The 20,714-nt window shown below is 51.9% G+C and carries 21 protein-coding genes; 16 read left to right on the top strand and 5 right to left on the bottom strand.

All coding sequences use genetic code 11. The annotated features are described in order from the left end of the window. Nucleotides 1–88 precede the first annotated feature (88 nt). The 14 genes from cpaB to H7848_RS14120 all read left to right on the top strand — a co-directional run bounded on the left by cpaB (nucleotide 89) and on the right by H7848_RS14120 (nucleotide 14,025). Nucleotides 89–940 carry a Flp pilus assembly protein CpaB gene (gene cpaB, locus H7848_RS14055; protein ID WP_208352670.1) on the top strand — a complete coding sequence of 284 codons (852 nt, stop codon included), beginning with the start codon at nucleotides 89–91 and terminating at the stop codon, nucleotides 938–940. 206 nt (nucleotides 941–1,146) lie between these two features. Further along, nucleotides 1,147–2,541, top strand: coding sequence for a type II and III secretion system protein family protein (locus H7848_RS14060; protein ID WP_208352671.1), 1,395 nt, complete (start codon nucleotides 1,147–1,149; stop codon nucleotides 2,539–2,541). 14 nt (nucleotides 2,542–2,555) lie between these two features. Further along, on the top strand, nucleotides 2,556–3,212 hold the full coding sequence (locus H7848_RS14065; RefSeq protein WP_208352673.1) for an OmpA family protein: 657 nt from the start codon (nucleotides 2,556–2,558) through the stop codon (nucleotides 3,210–3,212). Between the two features lie 199 nt (nucleotides 3,213–3,411). Then, complete coding sequence (locus H7848_RS14070) at nucleotides 3,412–4,650, top strand: CpaE/TadZ family protein (protein ID WP_208352674.1); 1,239 nt, start codon at nucleotides 3,412–3,414, stop codon at nucleotides 4,648–4,650. Between the two features lie 24 nt (nucleotides 4,651–4,674). Further along, entirely contained in the window at nucleotides 4,675–6,135 is a 1,461-nt protein-coding gene (locus H7848_RS14075; RefSeq protein WP_208352676.1) for a TadA family conjugal transfer-associated ATPase, read from the top strand. Nucleotides 6,136–6,140: 5 nt separating this feature from the next. Further along, nucleotides 6,141–7,109 carry a type II secretion system F family protein gene (locus H7848_RS14080; protein ID WP_208352678.1) on the top strand — a complete coding sequence of 323 codons (969 nt, stop codon included), beginning with the start codon at nucleotides 6,141–6,143 and terminating at the stop codon, nucleotides 7,107–7,109. Between the two features lie 10 nt (nucleotides 7,110–7,119). Beyond that, the gene (locus H7848_RS14085) at nucleotides 7,120–8,106 is read left to right on the top strand and encodes a type II secretion system F family protein (RefSeq protein WP_208352679.1); all 987 of its coding nucleotides are present in this window, start codon (nucleotides 7,120–7,122) and stop codon (nucleotides 8,104–8,106) included. 50 nt (nucleotides 8,107–8,156) lie between these two features. Continuing rightward, nucleotides 8,157–8,684 carry a tetratricopeptide repeat protein gene (locus H7848_RS14090; RefSeq protein ID WP_208352680.1) on the top strand — a complete coding sequence of 176 codons (528 nt, stop codon included), beginning with the start codon at nucleotides 8,157–8,159 and terminating at the stop codon, nucleotides 8,682–8,684. A 30-nt stretch (nucleotides 8,685–8,714) separates the two neighbouring features. Further along, nucleotides 8,715–9,575, top strand: coding sequence for a tetratricopeptide repeat protein (locus tag H7848_RS14095; RefSeq protein WP_208352682.1), 861 nt, complete (start codon nucleotides 8,715–8,717; stop codon nucleotides 9,573–9,575). Between the two features lie 51 nt (nucleotides 9,576–9,626). Further along, nucleotides 9,627–10,130, top strand: a complete 504-nt coding sequence (locus tag H7848_RS14100) for a prepilin peptidase (RefSeq protein ID WP_208352685.1) — start codon at nucleotides 9,627–9,629, stop codon at nucleotides 10,128–10,130. A gap of 151 nt (nucleotides 10,131–10,281) precedes the next feature. Continuing rightward, nucleotides 10,282–11,592 (top strand): P-loop NTPase family protein, encoded by a 1,311-nt coding sequence (locus tag H7848_RS14105; RefSeq protein ID WP_208352688.1) that lies wholly within the window; start codon nucleotides 10,282–10,284, stop codon nucleotides 11,590–11,592. Then, the gene (locus H7848_RS14110; protein ID WP_208352689.1) at nucleotides 11,592–12,395 is read left to right on the top strand and encodes an NAD(P)-dependent oxidoreductase; all 804 of its coding nucleotides are present in this window, start codon (nucleotides 11,592–11,594) and stop codon (nucleotides 12,393–12,395) included. The genes H7848_RS14105 and H7848_RS14110 overlap by 1 nt, the downstream gene beginning before the upstream one ends. 84 nt (nucleotides 12,396–12,479) lie before the next feature. Next, complete coding sequence (locus tag H7848_RS14115; protein ID WP_208352690.1) at nucleotides 12,480–13,583, top strand: Acg family FMN-binding oxidoreductase; 1,104 nt, start codon at nucleotides 12,480–12,482, stop codon at nucleotides 13,581–13,583. Next, nucleotides 13,576–14,025 carry a MarR family winged helix-turn-helix transcriptional regulator gene (locus tag H7848_RS14120; RefSeq protein WP_208352691.1) on the top strand — a complete coding sequence of 150 codons (450 nt, stop codon included), beginning with the start codon at nucleotides 13,576–13,578 and terminating at the stop codon, nucleotides 14,023–14,025. Before H7848_RS14115 ends, H7848_RS14120 begins: the two co-directional genes overlap by 8 nt. A 1-nt stretch (nucleotide 14,026) precedes the next feature. Here H7848_RS14120 and trpA read toward each other — a convergent pair whose 3' ends face one another. Beyond that, nucleotides 14,027–14,818: a tryptophan synthase subunit alpha gene (gene trpA, locus H7848_RS14125; protein ID WP_208352692.1), complete on the bottom strand. Its 792-nt coding sequence runs from the start codon at nucleotides 14,816–14,818 to the stop codon at nucleotides 14,027–14,029. Nucleotides 14,819–14,935: 117 nt separating this feature from the next. Here trpA and ychF point away from each other — a divergent pair, with 117 nt between their 5' ends. Both ychF and H7848_RS14135 read left to right on the top strand, forming a co-directional pair. Beyond that, nucleotides 14,936–16,033 (top strand): redox-regulated ATPase YchF, encoded by a 1,098-nt coding sequence (gene ychF / locus H7848_RS14130; RefSeq protein ID WP_208352693.1) that lies wholly within the window; start codon nucleotides 14,936–14,938, stop codon nucleotides 16,031–16,033. Next, nucleotides 16,030–16,953 carry a nucleoside hydrolase gene (locus H7848_RS14135; RefSeq protein ID WP_208352697.1) on the top strand — a complete coding sequence of 308 codons (924 nt, stop codon included), beginning with the start codon at nucleotides 16,030–16,032 and terminating at the stop codon, nucleotides 16,951–16,953. The genes ychF and H7848_RS14135 overlap by 4 nt, the downstream gene beginning before the upstream one ends. Nucleotides 16,954–16,966: 13 nt before the next feature. Here H7848_RS14135 and H7848_RS14140 read toward each other — a convergent pair whose 3' ends face one another. The 4 genes from H7848_RS14140 to H7848_RS14155 form a co-directional block, all read right to left on the bottom strand. After that, the gene (locus H7848_RS14140; RefSeq protein ID WP_336512106.1) at nucleotides 16,967–17,941 is read right to left on the bottom strand and encodes a glycosyltransferase; all 975 of its coding nucleotides are present in this window, start codon (nucleotides 17,939–17,941) and stop codon (nucleotides 16,967–16,969) included. Nucleotides 17,942–17,950: 9 nt separating this feature from the next. Next, nucleotides 17,951–19,522 (bottom strand): gamma-glutamyltransferase family protein, encoded by a 1,572-nt coding sequence (locus H7848_RS14145; protein WP_208352700.1) that lies wholly within the window; start codon nucleotides 19,520–19,522, stop codon nucleotides 17,951–17,953. A gap of 365 nt (nucleotides 19,523–19,887) precedes the next feature. Then, a complete protein-coding gene (locus H7848_RS14150) occupies nucleotides 19,888–20,328 on the bottom strand; it encodes an ATP-binding protein (RefSeq protein ID WP_208352703.1) in 441 nt (146 codons plus the stop codon). A 31-nt stretch (nucleotides 20,329–20,359) separates the two neighbouring features. Then, on the bottom strand, nucleotides 20,360–20,698 hold the full coding sequence (locus tag H7848_RS14155; protein WP_208352720.1) for an STAS domain-containing protein: 339 nt from the start codon (nucleotides 20,696–20,698) through the stop codon (nucleotides 20,360–20,362). Between the last annotated feature and the right edge of the window lie 16 nt (nucleotides 20,699–20,714).

A 20,714-nucleotide genomic window follows, 5' to 3' on the forward strand; every position in this document is an offset into this window, starting at 1 on the left:
CGAACACTGACATTATTTCACTTAATTGACTTTGCATTACAATTAGCGTCGTTGTATTAATCGTAGCGAGCTTACAAAGGGGAATGTAATGCGTTTGGTTTTCGGTATCGTACTATTGCTCGGCCTTGGGTTGGCCGGCTTTGCCGTTTATATGGCACGTGACTTTTATGCTCAACAAGAAGCACAGCTTGCAGCTGAACGCGCAGCAAGAGCTCAGATTGTTCCGACCACAGAAGTTTATATTACAACTCGGCCGATCAGATATGGCGAGCGCCTTGGCCAAGATGATGTTGCCGCAGTCAGATGGCCTGTGGATGCCGTCCCTGAAGGCACCTTTCAAACCGCTGAAGATCTCTTCCCGAATGGCGGAAGCCAACCGCGTTATGTCTTGCGCGCCCTTGAGCAGGGTGAACCACTGATGGCTGTCAAAGTGTCTGCCCCCGGCGCTGACGCGGGCATACGATCCAGAATATCCCCTGGTATGCGTGCGTTCACGATCAATGTGAACGTCGGCACTGGTGTTGGTGGCTTACTAAGGCCCGGTGACAAGGTCGACGTAAGTTGGACAGGTAGGTCGCCGACAACGGGTCAGACGATTACGCAACAGATTGAAAGCGGCGTTGAGATTATTGCTATTGACCAATCTGCAGATCCAGACTTCGAAGGGACCCAGATTGCGCGGACAGTGACCGTCGAAGCAACATCAGAACAGGTTCTAAGACTGCAGGCGGCCCAAAATATCGGAACTCTTTCTCTATCGCTTATCGGTTTGGGCGAAGATATAAACGCCGCCGCGACAGCTGGGTCAACGACAACAATCAACGCGAATGATGTCCTTGGGATTCAAGCCCCGGAAGCTATCCAACAAGAAGAAAGATGTTACCAGACTGTCAGGCGAGGCGCCCAGACTGAAAGAATAGAAATTCCCTGCACAAACTAAAAACTTCATGCCGGAGTAAAACGCCACTAAATGCAGTGGCGTTTTTTTTTAATACCACTACAAATGTGTAATTGTTGCAGTGGAATCACATAAACTTTTCCCCGCAACACATTGATTCTTGCAATAAATCCCGAAATCGCGCACTGTGCACATAATCGCAGGCGTTAGACCTGTTTAAACTGGGCGTGATCGGAGAGGCAGGTCACATGAAATATACAAAACTGTTTAAGGCAGCCCTTTTGGGGTTTGCTGTTACCTTTGCTACGATTCCTACGGGGGTTAGTGCAGAAACATTACGCATAATGCGTGGTGCTCCATCGAGTGCGTTGAACGTGCCGATGAGTCGGGCTGTGGTCGTCGAAAGTGACGTCCCATTTGCCGAACTCAGTATTGCCAACCCGGCAATCGCTGACATCTCAACATTATCAGATCGCACGATCTATGTGTTGGGTAAGGAACCAGGTCGCACGACACTAACCCTTTTGGGTGGTGACGGTCGCTTGATTTCAAATGTTGAAATTCGCGTGGGTCCTGATCTGGGCGAATTCAAGGAACGTCTTCGTCAGATCCTTCCTGGTGAAAATATCGAAGTGCGTACCGCTAACGACGGTATCGTTCTATCTGGCGTTGTTTCAAGCACAGCAAGACTTGATCGCGCGCTGGACCTAGCTGAACGCTATGCACCTGGTCGCGTTTCCAATCTGATGATGGTTGGTGGCACACAACAGGTTATGCTGAAAGTACGTTTTGCAGAGATGCAGCGGACAGCGGCGAAAGCGTTGGGATCACGATTGCGTATAATCGATGGTGATCCTGCACCAGGAAATGTTGAAGATCCAAGACCAGACGCAACTCTTGGTGGACGTGCTCTTGAATCTCCACCAAATACTGCACAACTCACTTTTGGTATTGGTGATTATCAGGTTGAGTGGCTTTTGGAAGCGCTTGAATCAAAAGGGGTGGTCAGAACACTTGCAGAGCCAAATCTAGTTGCACTTTCCGGTCAGGAAGCTCGTTTCTTGGCAGGCGGTGAATATCCTGTCGCGGTAGCACAGGATGAAGACACCGTCACAGTTGAGTTCAAGCCGTTCGGTGTCGAATTGAACTTTATACCACGCGTTGTGGACGGTGATACAATCAATTTGTCACTTGAAGCTGCAGTAAGTTCGATTGACACTTCAATCAGTTTCTCTTCAGCCGCAGATGGCATCGAAATCTTCGGTTTCCGCAGACGCGAGGCGCAAACGACTGTTGAGATGCGTGATGGTGAAAGCTTTGCAATCGCTGGTCTTTTGGAAGACAATTTTAACAACTCGCAAACGCAAACTCCGTGGCTGGGTGATGTTCCAATCTTGGGCAGCCTGTTCCGGAGTGCTCAGTTCGAGCGTGGTCAGTCTGAACTGGTGATCGTCATAACACCACATCTGGTCACCCCAACTCGTGGTGAAGCGCTGGCCTTGCCAACCGACCGTGTCACACTGCCAACGGAAGCTGAATTCTTCCTGAACGGTCGTGCACAAGGTCCTTTGCGGGCTGGTAGCGTCGAGGCAGAAGTTGCCAAACAGGACTTCAACGGGTCCTATGGCTACGTAATGGACTAAGGGGCTTGAGAGCTATGAAAAAGACAATCTTAATGGTAAGCGTTCTGGCCCTTGTTGCCGCTTGTGAAAGCGGCACTGGTGCAGCCGGCTTGGCCCAGGAAACGGGATCTCAGGTCGACCAGGGCAACTTTGGCAACGCAACGATGAACAATGTCCTAATCCAATCGGGCCAGCGGACAGCCATAGTCAACCTGTCCAGCCGCTTTGCAAGCGAGGTCGATCCTACGGTGACTTTTGCTTTCGACAGTGCAGTTCTTGACGAAGCAGCACGTGAAACACTGCGCCGTCAAGCAAGCTGGATCAATCAGTTCCCTGAAGTACACTTCCGTGTCTTTGGACATGCTGATCTGGTGGGATCAAGTGATTACAATCAGACGCTTGGTCGCAGACGGGCTGTTGCAGTGGTGAACTACTTGGTGAGCCAAGGTGTTGATCGCAGCAGACTGGAGGCACTGGTTTCATTCGGTGAAACTCAGCCAGTTGTGGCCACTGAAGATCGTGAGCGCCGCAATCGCAGGGCTGTTACCGAGGTAGCCGGGTTTGTCAAAAACAGCCCAGCTCTTCTTAACGGAAAATATGCAAACGTGATCTTCCGTGAATATATTGCTCCCGGAGCAAGTATTGAGAGTGACCTAGGTGGCGTGTCGGGAGAAGTTGCAACCGGTGGCTAAAAAAACCGTTCCAAGAAACCGCATAATCGCGGTTTTTTGGCCGCAATGTTGCCAAAGTCTGACAACATTCTCTTAAATAGGGGAAAAGCGCCAGGAAAACCCTGGCGCTTTTTGTATTGGGCGGGCTTATAATCAAACATAATCTGCTTGTTTGTAGTGAGTCGGCCCTGAGCTGGGAAAGTTAAGAGGATTATAAGCGATGAGTAGCGCTATGTTGCAAGAGGAAGCGGCACCGATCGCAGCCTGTACCATTTGTCGAGATATTCAAAACTTCGATCTGCTGATCGATGATATGGAGGCTGCCTTAGGTGAAAGCTGGGGTGATCTAGGCTTCAACGACGCGCTTCCGTTTTTTCAACAACCCGATGCAGCACAGCTTGAATTTGTGGCCATCGCAGTCGACGCCGAAGACGAAGAAGATCTTTCGCTGATCGAGGATATCGTCAAAGCAGCGAAGGATGCGAAAATCAAAGCCATCCTGATCGCTGATGAAGTGAGCCCAGGTGCTCTGCACAGGCTTATGAAAACCGGGGCTGATGGTTTTATCCCCTACCCGCTGCCTGATGGTGAGCTACACGCTGCAATCGAACGCATCCGCACGGCTGAGCCCGAAGTACAAGAAACAGAAGGCCAACCCGCCAAGAAGTTCCTGGGCAACAAAAACGGCGTCGTGCTTCCTGTTCATGGCCTTGTTGGTGGCTCTGGCTCAACGACATTTGCTGTTAACCTGGCTTGGGAGCTTGCAAACGTCCAAAAGAAAGATGCACCTACTGTATGTCTTCTGGATTTTGATTTGCAGTTTGGAAACACTGCTACTTACCTGGATCTGGCACGCCGTGAAACAGTTTATGAAATGCTGGTTGATACGGAAAATATGGATCGCGACAGCTTTCTTCAGGCCCTTTTACCTTTTAAGGAAAAGCTTCAGGTTCTGACAGCCCCAACGGATATCCTTCCACTGGACATTCTTGGACAAGAAGATGTGATCCGAATTCTTGACATGGCAAAGGCAAACTTCGACTACGTGGTTATCGATATGCCGTCAACACTGGTGGCATGGACTGAAACAGTTCTGAACGACGCGCAAGTCTATTTTGCTTTGTTTGAAATGGATATGAGATCGGCGCAAAACGCATTGCGTATGATTAAAGCCCTCAAAGCAGAAGAGTTACCATACGAAAAACTGCGCTATGCGGTGAACCGTGCGCCAAAATTCACGGACATGCAGGGCAAATCACGCGTTAAGCGTATGGGCGAAACGCTTGATATCAAAATTGAAGTTCTTCTGCCAGATGGCGGAAAACAGGTCATGGAATCTGGGGACCATGGTGAACCACTTGCAGAAACTGCTGGCAAAAATCCCCTGCGCAAGGAAATCCAAAAACTTGCTCAGTCGCTACATGAATTGAATCTGGCTGCGGCTGAAGCGGCATTGTGATAGTACTGAAAAGGGCGTTTATCGATGTTTTCACGTTACAAGAAACCTCAGGGAACAAAGCCAGCGGCCGATGCTGGAAAACCCGCTGATCTGAAACCAGTCAAAACCGGGGCTGCCCCGACCGCAGCACCAGCTGCGACACCGGCAAAAAACCTAATGAAGCCGCAACGTGCGGCAGCACAGCCCGTCGTGATGGACAAGGAAAAGAAGCGTAAAGAGCGTCTGGCCGAGATCAAGCTGGAACTGCACAGCCGCCTTCTGGACAACTTGAATCTGTCAGCCCTTGAAAATGCGACAGAGTCGGATTTACGTGCTGAGATTAACGAAATCGCGACAGAAGCACTCAATGAGATGAGTATCGTTCTTAACCGTGAAGAGCGTTCTCATCTCAATCAAGAGCTTTATGACGAAGTGACAGGCCTTGGCCCGCTTGAACCCCTTCTGAAAGACGAAGGGATTAACGACATCCTAGTCAACGGCCCACAGCAGATTTTTGTCGAACGTGATGGTAAGCTGATGCAAAGTGACATCACTTTCAAAGACGAACGCCACCTGCTGCGGATCATTGATAAGATCGTATCTGCCGTGGGTCGTCGCGTTGACGAATCCAATCCATATGTCGACGCCCGCCTTGCTGATGGATCTCGTTTCAACGCAATGGTTCCCCCTGTTGCAGTTGATGGATCGCTGGTTTCGATACGTAAATTTAAGAAAGAAAAGCTAAGTATCGACAAACTGGTCGATTTCGGCGCCTTTACGGAAGAAATGGCAGCCTATCTTCAGGCCGCAGTATCAACCCGCCTGAATGTGATCGTGTCAGGTGGTACGGGTTCTGGTAAAACGACAACCCTGAATGCGTTGTCGTCCTTCATCGATGATGCAGAACGCATTCTGACGATTGAGGATACAGCGGAACTTCAGCTACAACAGACACACGTGGGCCGGATGGAAAGCCGCCCTGCAAACGTTGAAGGCAAGGGTGCAGTCAGTCAGCGCGACTGTTTGAAAAACGCACTTCGGATGCGTCCCGACCGCATTATTGTGGGTGAGACCCGTGGTGAAGAAGTTATCGACATGCTGCAGGCGATGAACACAGGCCACGACGGATCAATGACAACGATCCACGCAAACTCGGCCCGTGATGCTGTGTCTCGTTTGGAAAACATGGTGGCTATGGCCGGTATCGAAATGCCGATCAAGGCAATCCGCAGCCAGATCGCAAGCGCTGTGAACCTTATCGTGCAGGCTAACCGTCTGCAGGATGGTTCGCGCCGGATGGTTTCGATCACCGAAGTGACCGGTATGGAAGGTGACGTGATTTCGATGCAAGAAGTGTTCCGCTTCCAGCGCGTCGGTCTGACACCTGACAACAAAATCCTTGGGCATTTCACGGCCACCGGCGTTCGGTCACACTACTCAGAACGGTTCCGTTTGTGGGGGTACGATCTGCCTTCGTCCATCTTTGAGCCAATGGCAGCGGAGTAAGCGGTATGAGTTTCGATCCAGCCATCTTTATTTATGGCCTTATCTTTGTTGGTGTTTTGCTGGCGGTTCAAGGTCTATATCTTGTTGTATTTGGCAAGTCCATCAGCCTGAATTCCAAGGTGAACCGTCGCCTTGAAATGCTTGAAAAGGGTGTTGCCCGCGAACAGGTGCTTGAACAACTCCGCAAGGAAATGAGCCAGCATATGAAGTCGCGGTCCATTCCGTTCTATTCGATGCTGGCCGACAAAGCACAAAAAGCGAATATTGCATTCACTCCTGCCCAGCTGGTTATGATCATGGGTGGTATGACGGTATTCGCTTTCGTTGGACTAACGCTTCTAACCGAGGCCGGTTTGGTAATCCGACTGGTCGTATCAGTCGTGATGGGTGTCGGCGGTGTTTTTGTATGGGTTAATAATACCGCAAATAAACGCATGGCGATGCTTGAAGAGCAATTGCCAGAAGCAGTTGAGCTTATGGTGCGAAGCCTGCGGGTAGGTCATCCGTTTTCCAGCGCGCTAAACGTTGTCGCGAAAGAAATTAAAGACCCGCTTGGAAGCGAAATGGGCGTTATTTCAGATGAAGCGGCCTATGGCCGTGATGTGGGAGAAGCTTTGAAAGCAATGGCTGAGCGCTTAGACAATCAGGATATGCGCTTTTTAGCGGTTGCGGTTACAATTCAGCAAACATCAGGTGGTAACCTAGCAGAGATTTTACATGGTTTAGCACAGGTCATACGATCTCGTTTTCGCCTTTTTAGACGTGTAAAAGCTATTACATCTGAGGCTCGCTTCTCGGGTATGTTCTTATCCGGATTTCCAATTCTTGTTCTAATTGGTATGAATGTAGTTCGACCAGATTATTACGATGAAGTTAGTGAAACTGCGATTTTCATTCCCGCTTGTCTGGTTGTAGCAGCATTTTTGATCGCGAACATCTTTGTGATGAGAGCGCTAGTCAACATTAAAGTGTAGGAATCCTAAAATGGAAATTCTCGATCAAATTAACTCTACGCTTATCGAACAGTTCGGCCCAATGGGTCCTCTTTTAGTCGTAGGTGCACTTGGCGTTTTACTTGTTCTTCTGACGCTGCCTGTTTTTTTGAAAAAACAAAAAGACCCATTAGCAAAGCTTAGAGGCGAAGAAAAGCAACGTAGAAGCTCTGACACGAAGCAATCTTTGCGTATGGGTGGCAAGTTCTCAGCGCTAAATAAATATTCAAACTTTCTTGAGCCTGAAGACGAGCAAGAATATTCCGCCACGCGGTTAAAGCTAATGCAAGCAGGTTATCGTGGCAAAGATGCTGTCCGTATGTATCACTTCGTTAGTTTTGCTCTGGCAATATGTCTTTTGATTATTGGCGGTTTGTTGGCCTTGGTGCGAATGGCTACGGATGATAATATGTCGTCAACAACCCTCATGTTGATTGCCTTTCTTCCGGCGCTCGCAGGTTATTTTCTGCCGCGCTACTGGGTTGAGCGTCGAAGACAGGCACGTCAAGAAGAGATTATCAATGGCTTTCCTGATGCGTTGGATATGATGTTGGTTTGCGTCGAAGCTGGTCAATCGTTGGACCAATCAATTCTTCGCGTATCGGGTGAAATTGAAGCAGGTTATCCTGCTCTTGCACAAGAATTTGATATTGTTGCTAACGAAATGAAAGCTGGGAAAGAGAAGTCCGCTGTTCTTCGTGATATGGGTGAACGAACTGATGTTCAAGATGTCGCTAGCTTTACAACTGTTTTAATCCAGGCTTCTAGTTTTGGCACTTCTATCTCGGACTCGTTGCGCGTATACGCAGCAGAGATGCGGGATAAGCGCGTTATGCGCGCTGAAGAAAAAGCTAATAAGCTTCCAACCAAAATGACCCTGATGACGATGATATTTACAGTTCCGCCACTTTTGCTCATTTTAGTTGGACCGTCGGTCTATAGTGTTGTCAGTGAACTGGCTGAAATGGCAGGCCAATAAATAATATCAGATGTCATCAAATGACTAAAACTCTACTTACTTGTAGCACTATGCTGGTTATCTTAGCCGCCTGTGATACAGGCGGCTTTGGGCGTAGTAGTGATAGCCCCTTTGCACCCGGAGTCGCGCGCGGCGGGCAGGCTGTTGATGGTCTGACGGTTGGTCACCGGTTGATGGCGGCGGGGCAATACGAATTAGCACTGAAATCCTATATTCGCTCAATTAGCGATCAAGGACTGACGGTCGATGTTCTTAGCGCAATTGGATCTGCCAACCTGCGCCTAGGACGGCTAGGGCAGTCAGAACGCGTGTTGAAGCAAGCGTTGGATGAAGATGAAACCTTTGTGCCTGCTTGGAATAATTTGGGTGTTGTCTACTACGAACAAGGCAAATATCGCGAGGCAGCCCGTGCTTTTCAGCGTGCTTTTGCCTTAGATAGCGGAAATAGTGACGAAATTCGCGATAATTTGCGCTTAGCGCTCGCAAAAGTCGAAAATCCGACGTATGATGAAGAAGAACAAAAAATACAATTGGTGCGTCGTGGCACAGGGGACTACCTGATCCTGACGACACCATGAATGAGGCGAAGCAGTAAGAGGACGCAGAAAATGCGCCAGCAGGTAATTTTTGGCATCTGTATAACAGCGGCTTTCGGGCTGTCGGCATGTGGTCAACAAAATGGTGAGGCTGAAGTCGAACGTGCGTTGAAAGAGCTCAATGTTATCGATGAAAGCAATCTTAACGACGTCATGGCCACCGCGGCAGATCCGAATGAAGCCGTATCTTATTTCAGGCGTGCGACAGCGAATGCCCCGGATCGGATTGATCTGCAGCGGGGTTTGGCCTCATCCCTAATCCGGGCCAAGCAAAATGCGCAGGCCGTTGCGGCTTGGGCCAAGGTTGTCGACCACGAAGAGTCGACCTTGAATGATCGTGTTGAACTGGCCGATGCCCTGATCCGAAACAATGAATGGGATCGGGCAGAAAGCGTTTTGAACAGCATTCCACCAACCCATGAAACTTACAAACGTTACCGGCTTGAGGCCATGGTAGCCGATAGCAATCAAGAATGGGATAAGTCGGATAGTTTCTATGAAACTGCAGTCGGTCTAACCACGCGTCCGGCGAGCGTCCTGAACAATTGGGGCTTCTCGAAACTTAATCGCGGTGACCATGCTGGCGCTGAACGGCTGTTCGTACAGTCCCTTCAGGACAACCCCAAAATGTTCACGGCCAAAAATAATCTTATTCTGGCACGGGCCGCGCAACGTAAATATTCGATCCCATTGATCGATATCACACAAGTTGAGCGCGCGCAGCTGCTGCACACAATGGGGCTGGCGGCTATCAAGCAGGGCGATGTGAATGTTGGCAAAGGTCTGCTTCGTGAAGCGATTGATACACATCCGCAACACTTTGAGGATGCGGTGCGAAGCTTGCGTGCTTTGGAAAATAACGTCTCGAACTAAAGGCTGGCCGGGTTTATTCTCGGCCAATCACTCTAACGTTCGGACAGCATAATGAATATCGCCGCATACACAGCACTCTGGTTCCTACCCTTCGTCGCACCCATCGCATTTTACATCGCGTGGACTGATTTAAGCCGTATGAAGATCCCGAACCATGCCGTGATTACATTATTTGTGGTTTACGCGATTATTGGTCCGATTGCACTGCCCCTTTCGACTTATCTTTGGGGTTTTCTCGCTGTCATCATCGTATTGGTTCTGGGTATTTTATTTAATGCTGCTGGCGTTTTAGGCGCAGGCGATGCGAAATACCTAGCCGCTGCCGCCCCTCTTTTCTCATTTCCCGATATGATTATCGTCGTGCAAATTTTTTGTGCAGCACTTCTTGGGGCCTGGACCACGCATCGTCTGGTAAAATACAGCCTACTTCGAAAGCTGGCCAATAACTGGGAAAGCTGGAACACTGGTTCAAAATTTCCGATGGGCTTTACCATAAGCGCAACCTTGGTCATTTATCTGGCGCTTGCCCTACGTTTCGGCGCTGAATTGCCGTAAGGTCGGCAACAGTTTGTTTCCCGGCACCACAATTTAGTCAAAGATACGCCACGAACCGCCATTATTTTGAACGTGCGGTGTTGTTTCGGTTGGCAGATGTCGATGTGGGCGATACCGTCTGGGTGAATTTACTAGGAAAGCGGGTCAGACCATGAATATGGAGACGACATCGGTTATCGCGCCACCAGCGCCGCGATCGCTGGATCAGATGCAGCTGTCAATCGTCATGATGCGGGATATTCTGCTGAAAACGATGTTCCGCATGAATTTGGAACACGTCAGCACATTGTCCCAGGCCGTCTGCCTGCCTGTTCCGGTCACACAAGAACTGATCGATATGACACGGTCACAGAACCTTGTTCAGTCAACGGGTACACTTCATGCTACATCCGGCAACGAAATGGGCTATCAACTGACCGATGCTGGAAAAGCGCGGGCATTAGATGCGCTTTCACAGTCCGAGTACTATGGTGCAATGCCCGTCCCACTTGAGGTCTATGCCGAACAGGTTAAACGTCAGTCGATCCGCAACATTCAGATTACACGCGACCAGTTGACCGGCGCTATGGGGCATCTGATCCTGCCCGATGAACTGCTGGACCATTTGGGACCAGCGGTTGGTGCTGGCCGTTCAATCCTGATGTATGGCCCGCCCGGTAACGGTAAATCCTCAATCTCAAACGGTATTCGTGACGCACTCGGCGATAAGATATTTGTGCCTCGCGCCATCGAATACACTGGTCAGGTCATCACGGTCTATGACCCGATCGTTCACTCGGCGGCCGAAGCGCAGGTGGATGATCCGAACTCGATTCGTCGGAGCAGCAATCGGTTCGACACACGCTATGTGCGCTGCGAACGGCCCACCGTGATCACCGGTGGTGAACTGTCGCTGTCAATGCTGGATCTGGTCTACAATCCAACCGCGCGGACCTACCAGGCGCCCTTGCAGTTAAAGTCGACCGGCGGTGTATTTATCGTCGACGACCTTGGCCGTCAGGCTGAACCGCCCCAGGCGCTGGTCAACCGCTGGATCGTTCCGCTGGAAGAAAACAAGGATATCCTAGCCCTGCAATCGGGTGAGAAATTCGAGGTGCCGTTCGATACACTCGTCATTTTCTCGACCAACTTCCACCCGAACGAAATCTTCGATAAAGCGGCGCTGCGTCGTATCTTCTTTAAGATCAAAATCGACGGTCCGAACCAGGAAGACTTCCTGAAAATCTTTGCCATGGTCGCGAAAAAGCGCAACATGCCACTCAATGAAGAGTCTCTGGTGCACCTGCTTAAGGTCAAATATCCGACGATCAACAACATTTACGCGAACTACCAGCCGATCTTCCTGATCGACCAGATGATCTCGATCTGCGAATTCGAAGGCATCCCCTATCAGATGTCCCCTGATCTGATCGACCGTGCCTGGGCCAATATGTTCGTGAAAGACGAAAAAATCATCCACTGATGCAGATCGGCGTCGCCGGATGCGGACGAATGGGCGCGCCGATGTTGCGCGCCCTTTTTGAATCAGGCTTCGCGGCGCAGGGGTTTGACGTTAAGCCAGCAACTGAATTTCGTGATCTTCCCGTCACGAATGATATTGATGCGTTTTGCCAAGGGCTGACTCATCTGATCACGGTCGTGCGGGATCAGGATGAAACAGAAGCTGTACTTTTCACTGATCAAAAGGTGATCGACCATGCGGACGGTTTAAGCCATATCATCATCAGCTCGACCCTTTCGCCCCGCTATGTCGGGCATCTGCGCGACCGGGTTCCACAAAATATTCAACTAATTGATGCACCCATGTCGGGCGCACAGATTGCAGCACAGGAACGGCGACTTTCCTTCATGCTGGGTTGCACAACTGAACAACTTGACGCCTTGCATCCCGTTTTTATGGCTATGGGCAAGACTCTGCATCATATGGGGTCGTTCGGTGCGGGTATGCAAGCCAAGGTGCTTAATAATCTTCTGGCCGCGGGTTCAACCGCGATGACCCGTCAGGTACTGGATTGGGCCGGTCAGGCGGGTCTTGATCAGCAGAATTTCCTGGATCTTGTCGCCACGTCTTCGGGTCAAAATTGGCTTGCGTCGGGCTTTGAGACCATCGAATTCGCCAAGGATGGATACGCGACAGACAATACAATTGGTATTCTGGTAAAGGATATCGAAGCCGCTTTGGATGCTTTGCCTGAGGGTGCAGACATAGCACTACCTCGCGCTGTACAGCACTTCATTCGTCATCTGAAACCTTATAAAGCTTAGAAATTTTCAACAAAGTTAAGTTCTAACTTGATTTAGTACGACATTGCATCATATTAGTACGATGTCGAATTAAATAGGTGATCCATGAACAGACGAAAAGCACTCACACTTCTTGGCGGCGGAACTATTTTCGCGGCCGGGGCTGCTGCTGGCGGCTTCCTTGCAACCCGCACGCCCCATCGCGCATTGGCCCCCTGGGACGCGGCCGGCACCTACGCCGATCCACGTCAAAACGCGCTCTCATTTGCGCTGCTGGCTCCCAATCCGCACAACCTGCAGCCCTGGCTGGTCGAACTGGTCGATCAGGACAAACTGATGATACATCTTGACCCGGATCGCAGTCTGCCGGTCACCGATCCTTTCGACCGCCAGCTGACCATCGGCATGGGCTGCTTTATCGAACTGATGGAAATGGCCGCCGCGCAAGACGGCTATGCCGTTGAAACCGTTCTGTATCCTGAAGGGGAAACGGGACCGGTCGCTCACTGCACCTTTGTTGCCAATGCCGCCGAACCGGACCCGCTTTTTGCCCACGTGATGAACCGCCGCAGCCATAAAGAGGCATTCGAAGAACGCCAGGTTCCCGCTGGCATGGCCGCGACCCTGGCCAAATATGCCAATATCGCAACTGACGCGGATGAGGTCGCAACACTGGGCCGCATCGCGAATGAGGCCTGGCTGATCGAAGCCACGACACCTGCCGCCTTTCAGGAAAGCGTCGATCTGTTACGGATTGGGAAATCGGAAATCAATGCAAACCCTGACGGGATCGATCTGGGTGGGCCTATGTTCGATACCCTTGCCCTGTTCGGCATGCTGACCCGCGAAGCGGCGTCTGATCCCAATAACCCCGGCAGTCAGCGCGCAATCAACGACACATCCGCGGCAATTCTGGGCGCCCCCGCTTTTGTCGTGCAGACGACGCCAACGAATACGCGCCTTGATCAGATCAAGGCCGGGCGCGACTGGCTTCGACTGAATCTTGAAACAACGTCACTGGGTCTTGCGCTGCGCCCCGTCAGTCAGGCCCTGCAGGAATACCCCGAGGTTTCCGGCCCCTTTGACGAAGTGCATCAGCTTTATGCCCCTAATGGCGAAACGGTTCAAATGCTGGGGCTTCTTGGCTATGGTGCGCCCGTGCCCCGCACGCCGCGCTGGCCGTTAGAGACGAAATTGATGAATGCCTGAACACAAACACGCCGCCTATTTCCAGTTGTTCAACGAAATCGCGATACTGGAACAGCTCAGCCGCGCCCTGCTTGAGGCGCGGTTGCCCAACGGAATAATCGCGCCGCACTTCGCTGTGCTAAATCATCTGATCCGGGTACAGGACGGTCGCACACCTGTCGAACTGGCCCGCGCCTTTCAAGTCGCCAAGACCACGATGACCCACACGCTATCCGGCCTTGAAAAACACGGGCTGATCGAATTGCGCGCCAACCCCGATGATGGCCGTAGCAAACGGGCGTGGCTGACCGATAAGGGGCGCCAGATGCGGCAAAAGGCAATCGAAGATCTGATGCCGGAATTTGAGAAAATGGCAGATACCATCACACTAGATAACGTCGAAAGTGTTCTGCCCCACTTGACGAAACTGCGAATGTTCCTGGATAGATCGCGGGATATCTAGATCAGCCGCGATGGGCGCCGTCGGCCAGAGACTTCACAAATTCCAGAACATCTTCAACAGGTTTTCCTGCGGCGATTTCGCTGACAATGGCCGAACCCACAACCACGCCATCTGCGACACCTGCGATGGACGCAGCGGCATCAGGCGTTTTAATGCCAAAGCCGACAATAACAGGTAAATCTGTCGCCGCTTTGATCCGCGCAACTTCCGGCCCGACATCAGCTGCCTGCGCCTCGGCCGACCCAGTGATGCCCGTGATCGAAACATAGTAGACAAAGCCTGACGTGTTCTGCAGCACCGTCGGCAAGCGCTTGTCATCGGTTGTCGGCGTGGCCAGCCGGATAAAGTTCAACCCCGCCGCCTGGGCCGGAATGCAAAGTTCGTCATCCTCTTCCGGCGGCAGATCGACAACGATCAGCCCGTCCACGCCCGCCTCTTTCGCATCCACCAAAAACTGATCCACGCCACGGTTATAAATCGGGTTGTAGTACCCCATCATCACAATCGGCGTCGTGTCGTCGGTTTTGCGCAGCTCGCGTGCGATCTGCAGCGTCTTTTCCAGGGTCATGCCGCCCTCTAACGCGCGCTGCCCGGCCAGCTGAATCGTCGACCCATCCGCCATCGGATCAGTAAACGGCATACCCAGTTCGATGATGTCGACGCCCGCATTCGGCAACCCCTTCACGACCTGCAACGACGTCTCATAATCCGGATCACCGCCCATCACATAGGCCACAAAGGCCTTCTTTCCGGCGGCTTTCAATTCGGCGAATTTGGCATCGATGCGCGTCATAGTCTTCCTTTCCTGGACCCAAGCGGTGTGACCCAGACAGCGGGGAAAATCAATGCCCTGCTTGACGTTTATACCCGACCTCTCCTAGATGCGCGAAACCAGATGACGGAGGGCCTGATGGGCTTTAAAATGGGTATCGTCGGTCTACCGAACGTCGGCAAGTCGACCCTGTTCAATGCATTGACCAAGACGGCAGCGGCTCAGGCGGCGAACTTTCCGTTTTGTACGATTGAACCCAATGTGGGTGAGGTCGCGGTGCCCGATCCCCGTCTTTACAAGCTGGCCGACATTGCAAAATCGCGCGAGATCATCCCGACGCGTATGACCTTTGTTGATATCGCCGGGCTGGTCAAAGGCGCGTCCAAAGGCGAAGGACTAGGCAACCAGTTTTTGGCCAATATCCGCGAAGTCGATGCAATCGCCCATGTGCTGCGCTGTTTCGAAGATGGCGACGTCACCCATGTTGAAGGTCGCGTGGACCCCGTGGCTGATGCTGAAACGATCGAAATGGAGCTGATGCTGGCCGATATGGAGTCGATCGAAAAGCGCCTGCAAAACATTGTTCGTAAAATCCGTGGCGGTGATAAAGAAGCGGTGCAGCAGGAACGTCTGCTAAAGGCCGCGATGGATGCGCTTGAAGCTGGCAAGCCTGCCCGTGTAGTCGAGGTGGATGCCGAAGACGCCAAGGCCTGGAAGATGCTGCAGCTTCTGACCACAAAACCCGTCCTTTATGTCTGTAACGTGGGCGAGGCCGAGGCCGCGAACGGCAATGAACACTCGGCCAAAGTCACTGAAATGGCTGCGTCGCAGGGCAATTCACATGTCATCATCTCTGCCCAGATCGAAGAGGAAATCAGCCAGCTTGAACCGGATGAGGCCGAAATGTTCCTCTCCGAAATGGGGCTTGAGGAGGCGGGTCTGGACCGGCTGATCCGCGCGGGCTACGATCTTTTGCATCTGCAGACATATTTCACCGTCGGCCCCAAGGAAGCCCGCGCCTGGACGATCAAGCAAGGCACACTGGCCCCCCAGGCCGCTGGTGTGATCCACGGCGATTTTGAAAAGGGCTTCATCCGCGCCGAAACCATTGCCTACGACGATTTTGTCGCACTGAACGGCGAACAAGGCGCCAAAGAAGCTGGCAAAATGCGGGCCGAGGGTAAGGCCTATCAGGTCAAAGACGGCGACGTGTTACACTTCCTTTTCAACACATGACGACGAAACTGATCATCGACACAGATCCGGGCATTGATGATGCGATCGCGATCTTTTACGCGGCCGCCGCACCCGACATTGATCTGCTTGGGCTGACGACCGTTTTCGGAAATGTCACAACCGACCAGGCGACGCGCAACGCGCTTTATCTGGCCGAAACCGCGGGCCTGACCATTCCTGTGGCGCGCGGCGCCCATAAACCCATGGTCATTCCGCCCCACAAACCATCGCTGCGCGTCCATGGGGACGAAGGCTTGGGGCCACTGCCCGCACCAGCCCCGACTGGACAGGCAATTGACCAGCCCGCCGCAGAATTTCTGGTTGAAATGGCGCAAAAGCATAAAGGCGAACTAACGGTCTGCGCCATCGGGCCCCTGACAAATATCGCCGCGGCTATTCAAAAAGACCCATATTTTGCAAAGAACTGCGCCCAGATCGTTGTGATGGGCGGATCGGTGGATGCGGGCGGGAACATCACGCGCCACGCCGAAGCGAATATCTATCACGACCCCCATGCGGCCCAGTTGGTTTTTGCCTCGGGCGCGAATGTGGTGATGATCGGCCTGGATGTGACCCACAAAATCCGCTTTTCCCCAAGCGATTTTTCCAACGTCGCGTGGGAAGCACCGCGTCTAGGCGGGCTGTTGCAGGAAATGAGCTATCACTACATTAAATTCTACGAAACCGTCGGCAAGTTCGATGGCTGCTCAATGCACGATCCGACTGCAATCGTCGCCTGTGTGCAGCCCGATGCTTTTGCATTTCGCCGCACCGCCATTGATGTCGTAACGCAGGGCGAGGCGATCGGAAAAACGGTCGCGGAACCGCCAGGTGTTTACCCTGCAATCAACGCTGCTGTGGGTGCCGATGTGGATCGTGTTCACGATCTATTGCATGACCGTCTGGCCCGATTGCCCTAGCACCGATGCATCGTCAGGAATCGCCCGCAATATTCAGAACACTTGCATGTGTCCGTGATTTGCGCCGCAAAAGCCCATCCTGAACCGCCATAGTAAGTAATTTCAGAAACAGCCGCTTATCATTTTCGTAGTACCGCACCTTTGAAAACCATTTACCAAGGATCAGCGGCAGAACGGGCCAAAACCATGGGCCAGCAGCGTTTCGATATAATATCAACAGGTTACGGTGATAGTAATAGACCTTCCACATCGCCTTGAAGCGATTTTTATCCCCCTGAAATGTCGTCAGGTCGTGTTCAAACCTGATCCAGGGCACAAAACCGATACGCCCGCCCGCCTTTCTAAGACCCAGTGTATAAATCCCATCGTCGGCATAAACGAACAGATCGGGGTCGGGATAACCTGCTTTCTCAACGCCCTCACGCGATATAAAAAATCCCACGAATGATGTGACATCAACGAGTACGACCCCAGTATCCGAATAATCGCTATGGTTCAGATGGAAGCCACCGCGCCCTTTTCGTGTGGTCTGAACAAACGTCCGGAGGCTCCAGAACGGATTGCGAGACGGGCGGTTCATTTCGCAGATACGACCGTCAGGATAATAAACGGCGGCCGCAAAACCATCCCATCCGCTTTTATCCAACGCATGAAACTGATCAAACGCCCCTTGATAGGGCCGCGCATCGTCGTCCAGAACAACAGCCCAGTCTGCATTGTGCTCTTCCATTGCCTTTTTCATGCCAAAAGCAAAACCACCCGCACCGCCGGTATTGTGGGTCATTTTATAAACCGTCAAACGGGGATCGGACTGCGCATCCAGCCAATCTGCTGACCCATCCGTCGACGCATTGTCCACAACAATCACGTGATGCAACGCACTGACATTTTCCTGCAGCAGTCGAGTCAGCGTTTTTTTCAGCTGACTCAACCTGTTATAGGTGACAACAACCGCGACAAGCTGAGTACCTTTGGTCACCTCAGACACGTTGGCACCTTAGTACCCCAACGCACATCCGTCTTTCCGGGGATCGGATGCACCCTCTAACGTGCCGTCTTCATGGATCAAAATAGCCTGCGCCCCGCCAATCGGCTGATCAGGCACTTGGACCATATGACCAAGATCGGCCAATTCCTGTCGGACCTGATCGCTGTAACCACGTTCCACTTGCAGCATATTCATGTGGGCAAAGCTGCGCGGTGCATCAATGGCGCTTTGGGGGGTCATACCAAAATCCACAATATTTGACAGAAAACGCGCATGACCGTTCGGCTGATACGGTCCACCCATGACACCAAAAGGCATCATGACCCGGCCGTTTTTCTTCAACATCCCTGGAATAATCGTATGCATCGGGCGTTTACTGCCGCCTGCTTCATTTGGGTGGCCCTCTTCCAGCGTAAAGCCCGCGCCGCGGTTTTGGAACAGAATACCGAATTTTTCCGACGCCAACCCTGACCCAAAGCTTTTGAAGATCGAATAGATCAACGAAACAGCCATCCGATCACGATCGACCACAGTGATATAAACCGTGTCCTTGTGAACAGACTCAGCGATCGAAGTGGCAGACGGCATGGCTTTCGTGCGATCAATCAAAGCGGACAGTTTTTGGGCCGTGTCCAACGACAACATATGATCCAACCGTTCCGTTTGATCGGCAATAAATCGGTACTGGGCGTCATAGGCCAGCTTCGCCGCTTCAGCCTCAATATGCGCGCGTTGTGATCCGAGCGGATTCATATCAGACAGATCAAACTGCGACAGAATATTGGCCAGCAAAATCGCTGTTGCCCCCTGGCCGTTCGGTGGATGCTCTACCAGTTCAAGATCACCGTAGGTGCCGGAAATTGGGTCGGTATAGTTACATTCGGTGTTGGCAAAATCATCAAGAGTGTGCGTACCGCCAACCGCATTCAGCGATTGCACCATGTCTTCGGCAACTTCACCTTGATAGAATCCGTCGCGTCCCTCTTTCGCTATTTTTTCTAGAACCTTGGCCTGGCCTGGCGCCCGAAACATCTGACCTGCTTTCGGAAACTGTCCGTTTGTCAGGTACTTCGCCCGGGCCACATCCTGCAGGGCATCACCATCGGCTTGCCAATCCAACGCAACCCGTGGCGCGACCGGAACGCCCACTTTGGCGTAGTGAGTCGCTGGTGCCAAAACCCGCGCCAGATCAAGCTGACCCCAATCTTGCGATAGACGGCAAAACGCATCAACGGCCCCCGGAACTGTAACCGCATGGGCGCTGCTTGGCGGAATTGTTTTGTGGCCCTGCGCCCTTAGGTCTGCAGCGTTCAGTCCTTTCGGGGACCGGCCAGATCCGTTTAATGCAACAATCGCATCACTGTCTTTCGGCGACAAAAGAACAAAGCAATCACCGCCGATGCCTGTCATCTGAGGTTCGCAAATGCCCAGAAGAACAGCACCTGCAATCGCGGCATCAACGGCATTTCCGCCTGATTTCAGTGTTTCTATGGCAACTTGGGCTGCCAGTGGGTGCGATGTGGCACACATGCCATTTGATGAATAAACAGCTGATCGCCCCGGCAGATGAAAATCGCGCATTCTTGTGCCCCCTCTAAGACATTGGTCTAAGAGTATTTTTCAGAATGTCTACCGTGTTCTGAGGTTATTGTACCTCGACGTCGCGCACTGGGTGGGGGCTGTAAAACGCGACGCCGAGGGAAGCTATTTGCAGCTACCCCTAATACTTCACACCCTTTTCAGGCATGTGTTGGAACGGACTAAGGCAATAATGAGACCAGATGTATTTTTGAGTGTACGATCAACTTCACTGACCCCAACTGTTCTCAATTACGCGACAATTCTGGGAATACCGCGATCTTGTGGATACCTTGAAGATCAAAATATAGGGGGGCAATGAATAAGAATCACAAGATCGTCGTTACCGGCAACCTTCGGGCGTTCAGTCAGTTTGCATACAGATGCTTTCCCAAAACCAGCCGAAAGCTAAGGTGATTCCGTCCGTCCGCGCGTTCGTACCGCAAACCTTTTGTCAGATCATGGATCATGAACCAGCCAAAGCCACCTTCGGGCAAATCCTGTATATCCACATCCAATGCCGAAATTTCCGGTACGGGCGGTTTGCCATCGGGCATGGGTACGCCAGAATCAAAAATATCGAAATTAATACCATCTTGAACAAGACCAAAACGCAGCTCGATCCAACCATCACCGCTGCCGGCATAGGCGTGTTCGACGATGTTATTGAGAACTTCGGCAAGCACGATCTCGGTCGTTGCCGTTTCTTCTGCGCCATCAAGATAGGGGGCAATCCTGTCTTTCAGATTTCGAAGCGCATGTCGAACCGCCAATTCGTCGCCGGGAAAATGTAAACATTGATCTTGCATAGCAGCATCCGTCAGTCGCATCAGGGCCGGTTCAAGCGGCGCGGTTTGACAATGCTTCCTGCATATCGGCATGAATGGGAAAGACGCTGTTCATCCGGGTCAGACGAAAAACCTTATCCACCGTCGGCGTCAGACTGGCCAGTTCCAATACCCGGCCCTTCGGCAACAGCTTCATCGCCGCAACAATGGCCCCCAGACCGGACGAATCAACAAATTCGACCTTTGACATATCCAAGACAATGCGATCCGGTCCATCGCGCGTCACCTCACGCATGGTATCCTTGAACTTGATAGCAACAGCGGCATCAATTCTGGCTTCGGCAACGATGACGACCATCACATCATTTTCGACAGTAGAGTGTAGCTGCATCACGAATATCCCCTAG

This window comes from Pseudaestuariivita rosea, from assembly GCF_017592335.1.
GTDB classification, from domain to species: domain Bacteria; phylum Pseudomonadota; class Alphaproteobacteria; order Rhodobacterales; family Rhodobacteraceae; genus Parasulfitobacter; species Parasulfitobacter rosea.

What these genes read in the sequence shown, in the direction of transcription:
- cpaB (WP_208352670.1), top strand. Translation starts at nt 89, where the DNA reads ATGCGTTTGGTTTTCGGTATCGTACTATTGCTCGGCCTTGGGTTGGCC.
- H7848_RS14060 (WP_208352671.1), top strand. Translation starts at nt 1,147, where the DNA reads ATGAAATATACAAAACTGTTTAAGGCAGCCCTTTTGGGGTTTGCTGTT.
- H7848_RS14065 (WP_208352673.1), top strand. Translation starts at nt 2,556, where the DNA reads ATGAAAAAGACAATCTTAATGGTAAGCGTTCTGGCCCTTGTTGCCGCT.
- H7848_RS14070 (WP_208352674.1), top strand. Translation starts at nt 3,412, where the DNA reads ATGAGTAGCGCTATGTTGCAAGAGGAAGCGGCACCGATCGCAGCCTGT.
- H7848_RS14075 (WP_208352676.1), top strand. Translation starts at nt 4,675, where the DNA reads ATGTTTTCACGTTACAAGAAACCTCAGGGAACAAAGCCAGCGGCCGAT.
- H7848_RS14080 (WP_208352678.1), top strand. Translation starts at nt 6,141, where the DNA reads ATGAGTTTCGATCCAGCCATCTTTATTTATGGCCTTATCTTTGTTGGT.
- H7848_RS14085 (WP_208352679.1), top strand. Translation starts at nt 7,120, where the DNA reads ATGGAAATTCTCGATCAAATTAACTCTACGCTTATCGAACAGTTCGGC.
- H7848_RS14090 (WP_208352680.1), top strand. Translation starts at nt 8,157, where the DNA reads ATGCTGGTTATCTTAGCCGCCTGTGATACAGGCGGCTTTGGGCGTAGT.
- H7848_RS14095 (WP_208352682.1), top strand. Translation starts at nt 8,715, where the DNA reads ATGCGCCAGCAGGTAATTTTTGGCATCTGTATAACAGCGGCTTTCGGG.
- H7848_RS14100 (WP_208352685.1), top strand. Translation starts at nt 9,627, where the DNA reads ATGAATATCGCCGCATACACAGCACTCTGGTTCCTACCCTTCGTCGCA.
- H7848_RS14105 (WP_208352688.1), top strand. Translation starts at nt 10,282, where the DNA reads ATGAATATGGAGACGACATCGGTTATCGCGCCACCAGCGCCGCGATCG.
- H7848_RS14110 (WP_208352689.1), top strand. Translation starts at nt 11,592, where the DNA reads ATGCAGATCGGCGTCGCCGGATGCGGACGAATGGGCGCGCCGATGTTG.
- H7848_RS14115 (WP_208352690.1), top strand. Translation starts at nt 12,480, where the DNA reads ATGAACAGACGAAAAGCACTCACACTTCTTGGCGGCGGAACTATTTTC.
- H7848_RS14120 (WP_208352691.1), top strand. Translation starts at nt 13,576, where the DNA reads ATGCCTGAACACAAACACGCCGCCTATTTCCAGTTGTTCAACGAAATC.
- trpA (WP_208352692.1), bottom strand. Translation starts at nt 14,818, where the DNA reads ATGACGCGCATCGATGCCAAATTCGCCGAATTGAAAGCCGCCGGAAAG.
- ychF (WP_208352693.1), top strand. Translation starts at nt 14,936, where the DNA reads ATGGGCTTTAAAATGGGTATCGTCGGTCTACCGAACGTCGGCAAGTCG.
- H7848_RS14135 (WP_208352697.1), top strand. Translation starts at nt 16,030, where the DNA reads ATGACGACGAAACTGATCATCGACACAGATCCGGGCATTGATGATGCG.
- H7848_RS14145 (WP_208352700.1), bottom strand. Translation starts at nt 19,522, where the DNA reads ATGCGCGATTTTCATCTGCCGGGGCGATCAGCTGTTTATTCATCAAAT.
- H7848_RS14150 (WP_208352703.1), bottom strand. Translation starts at nt 20,328, where the DNA reads ATGCAAGATCAATGTTTACATTTTCCCGGCGACGAATTGGCGGTTCGA.
- H7848_RS14155 (WP_208352720.1), bottom strand. Translation starts at nt 20,698, where the DNA reads ATGCAGCTACACTCTACTGTCGAAAATGATGTGATGGTCGTCATCGTT.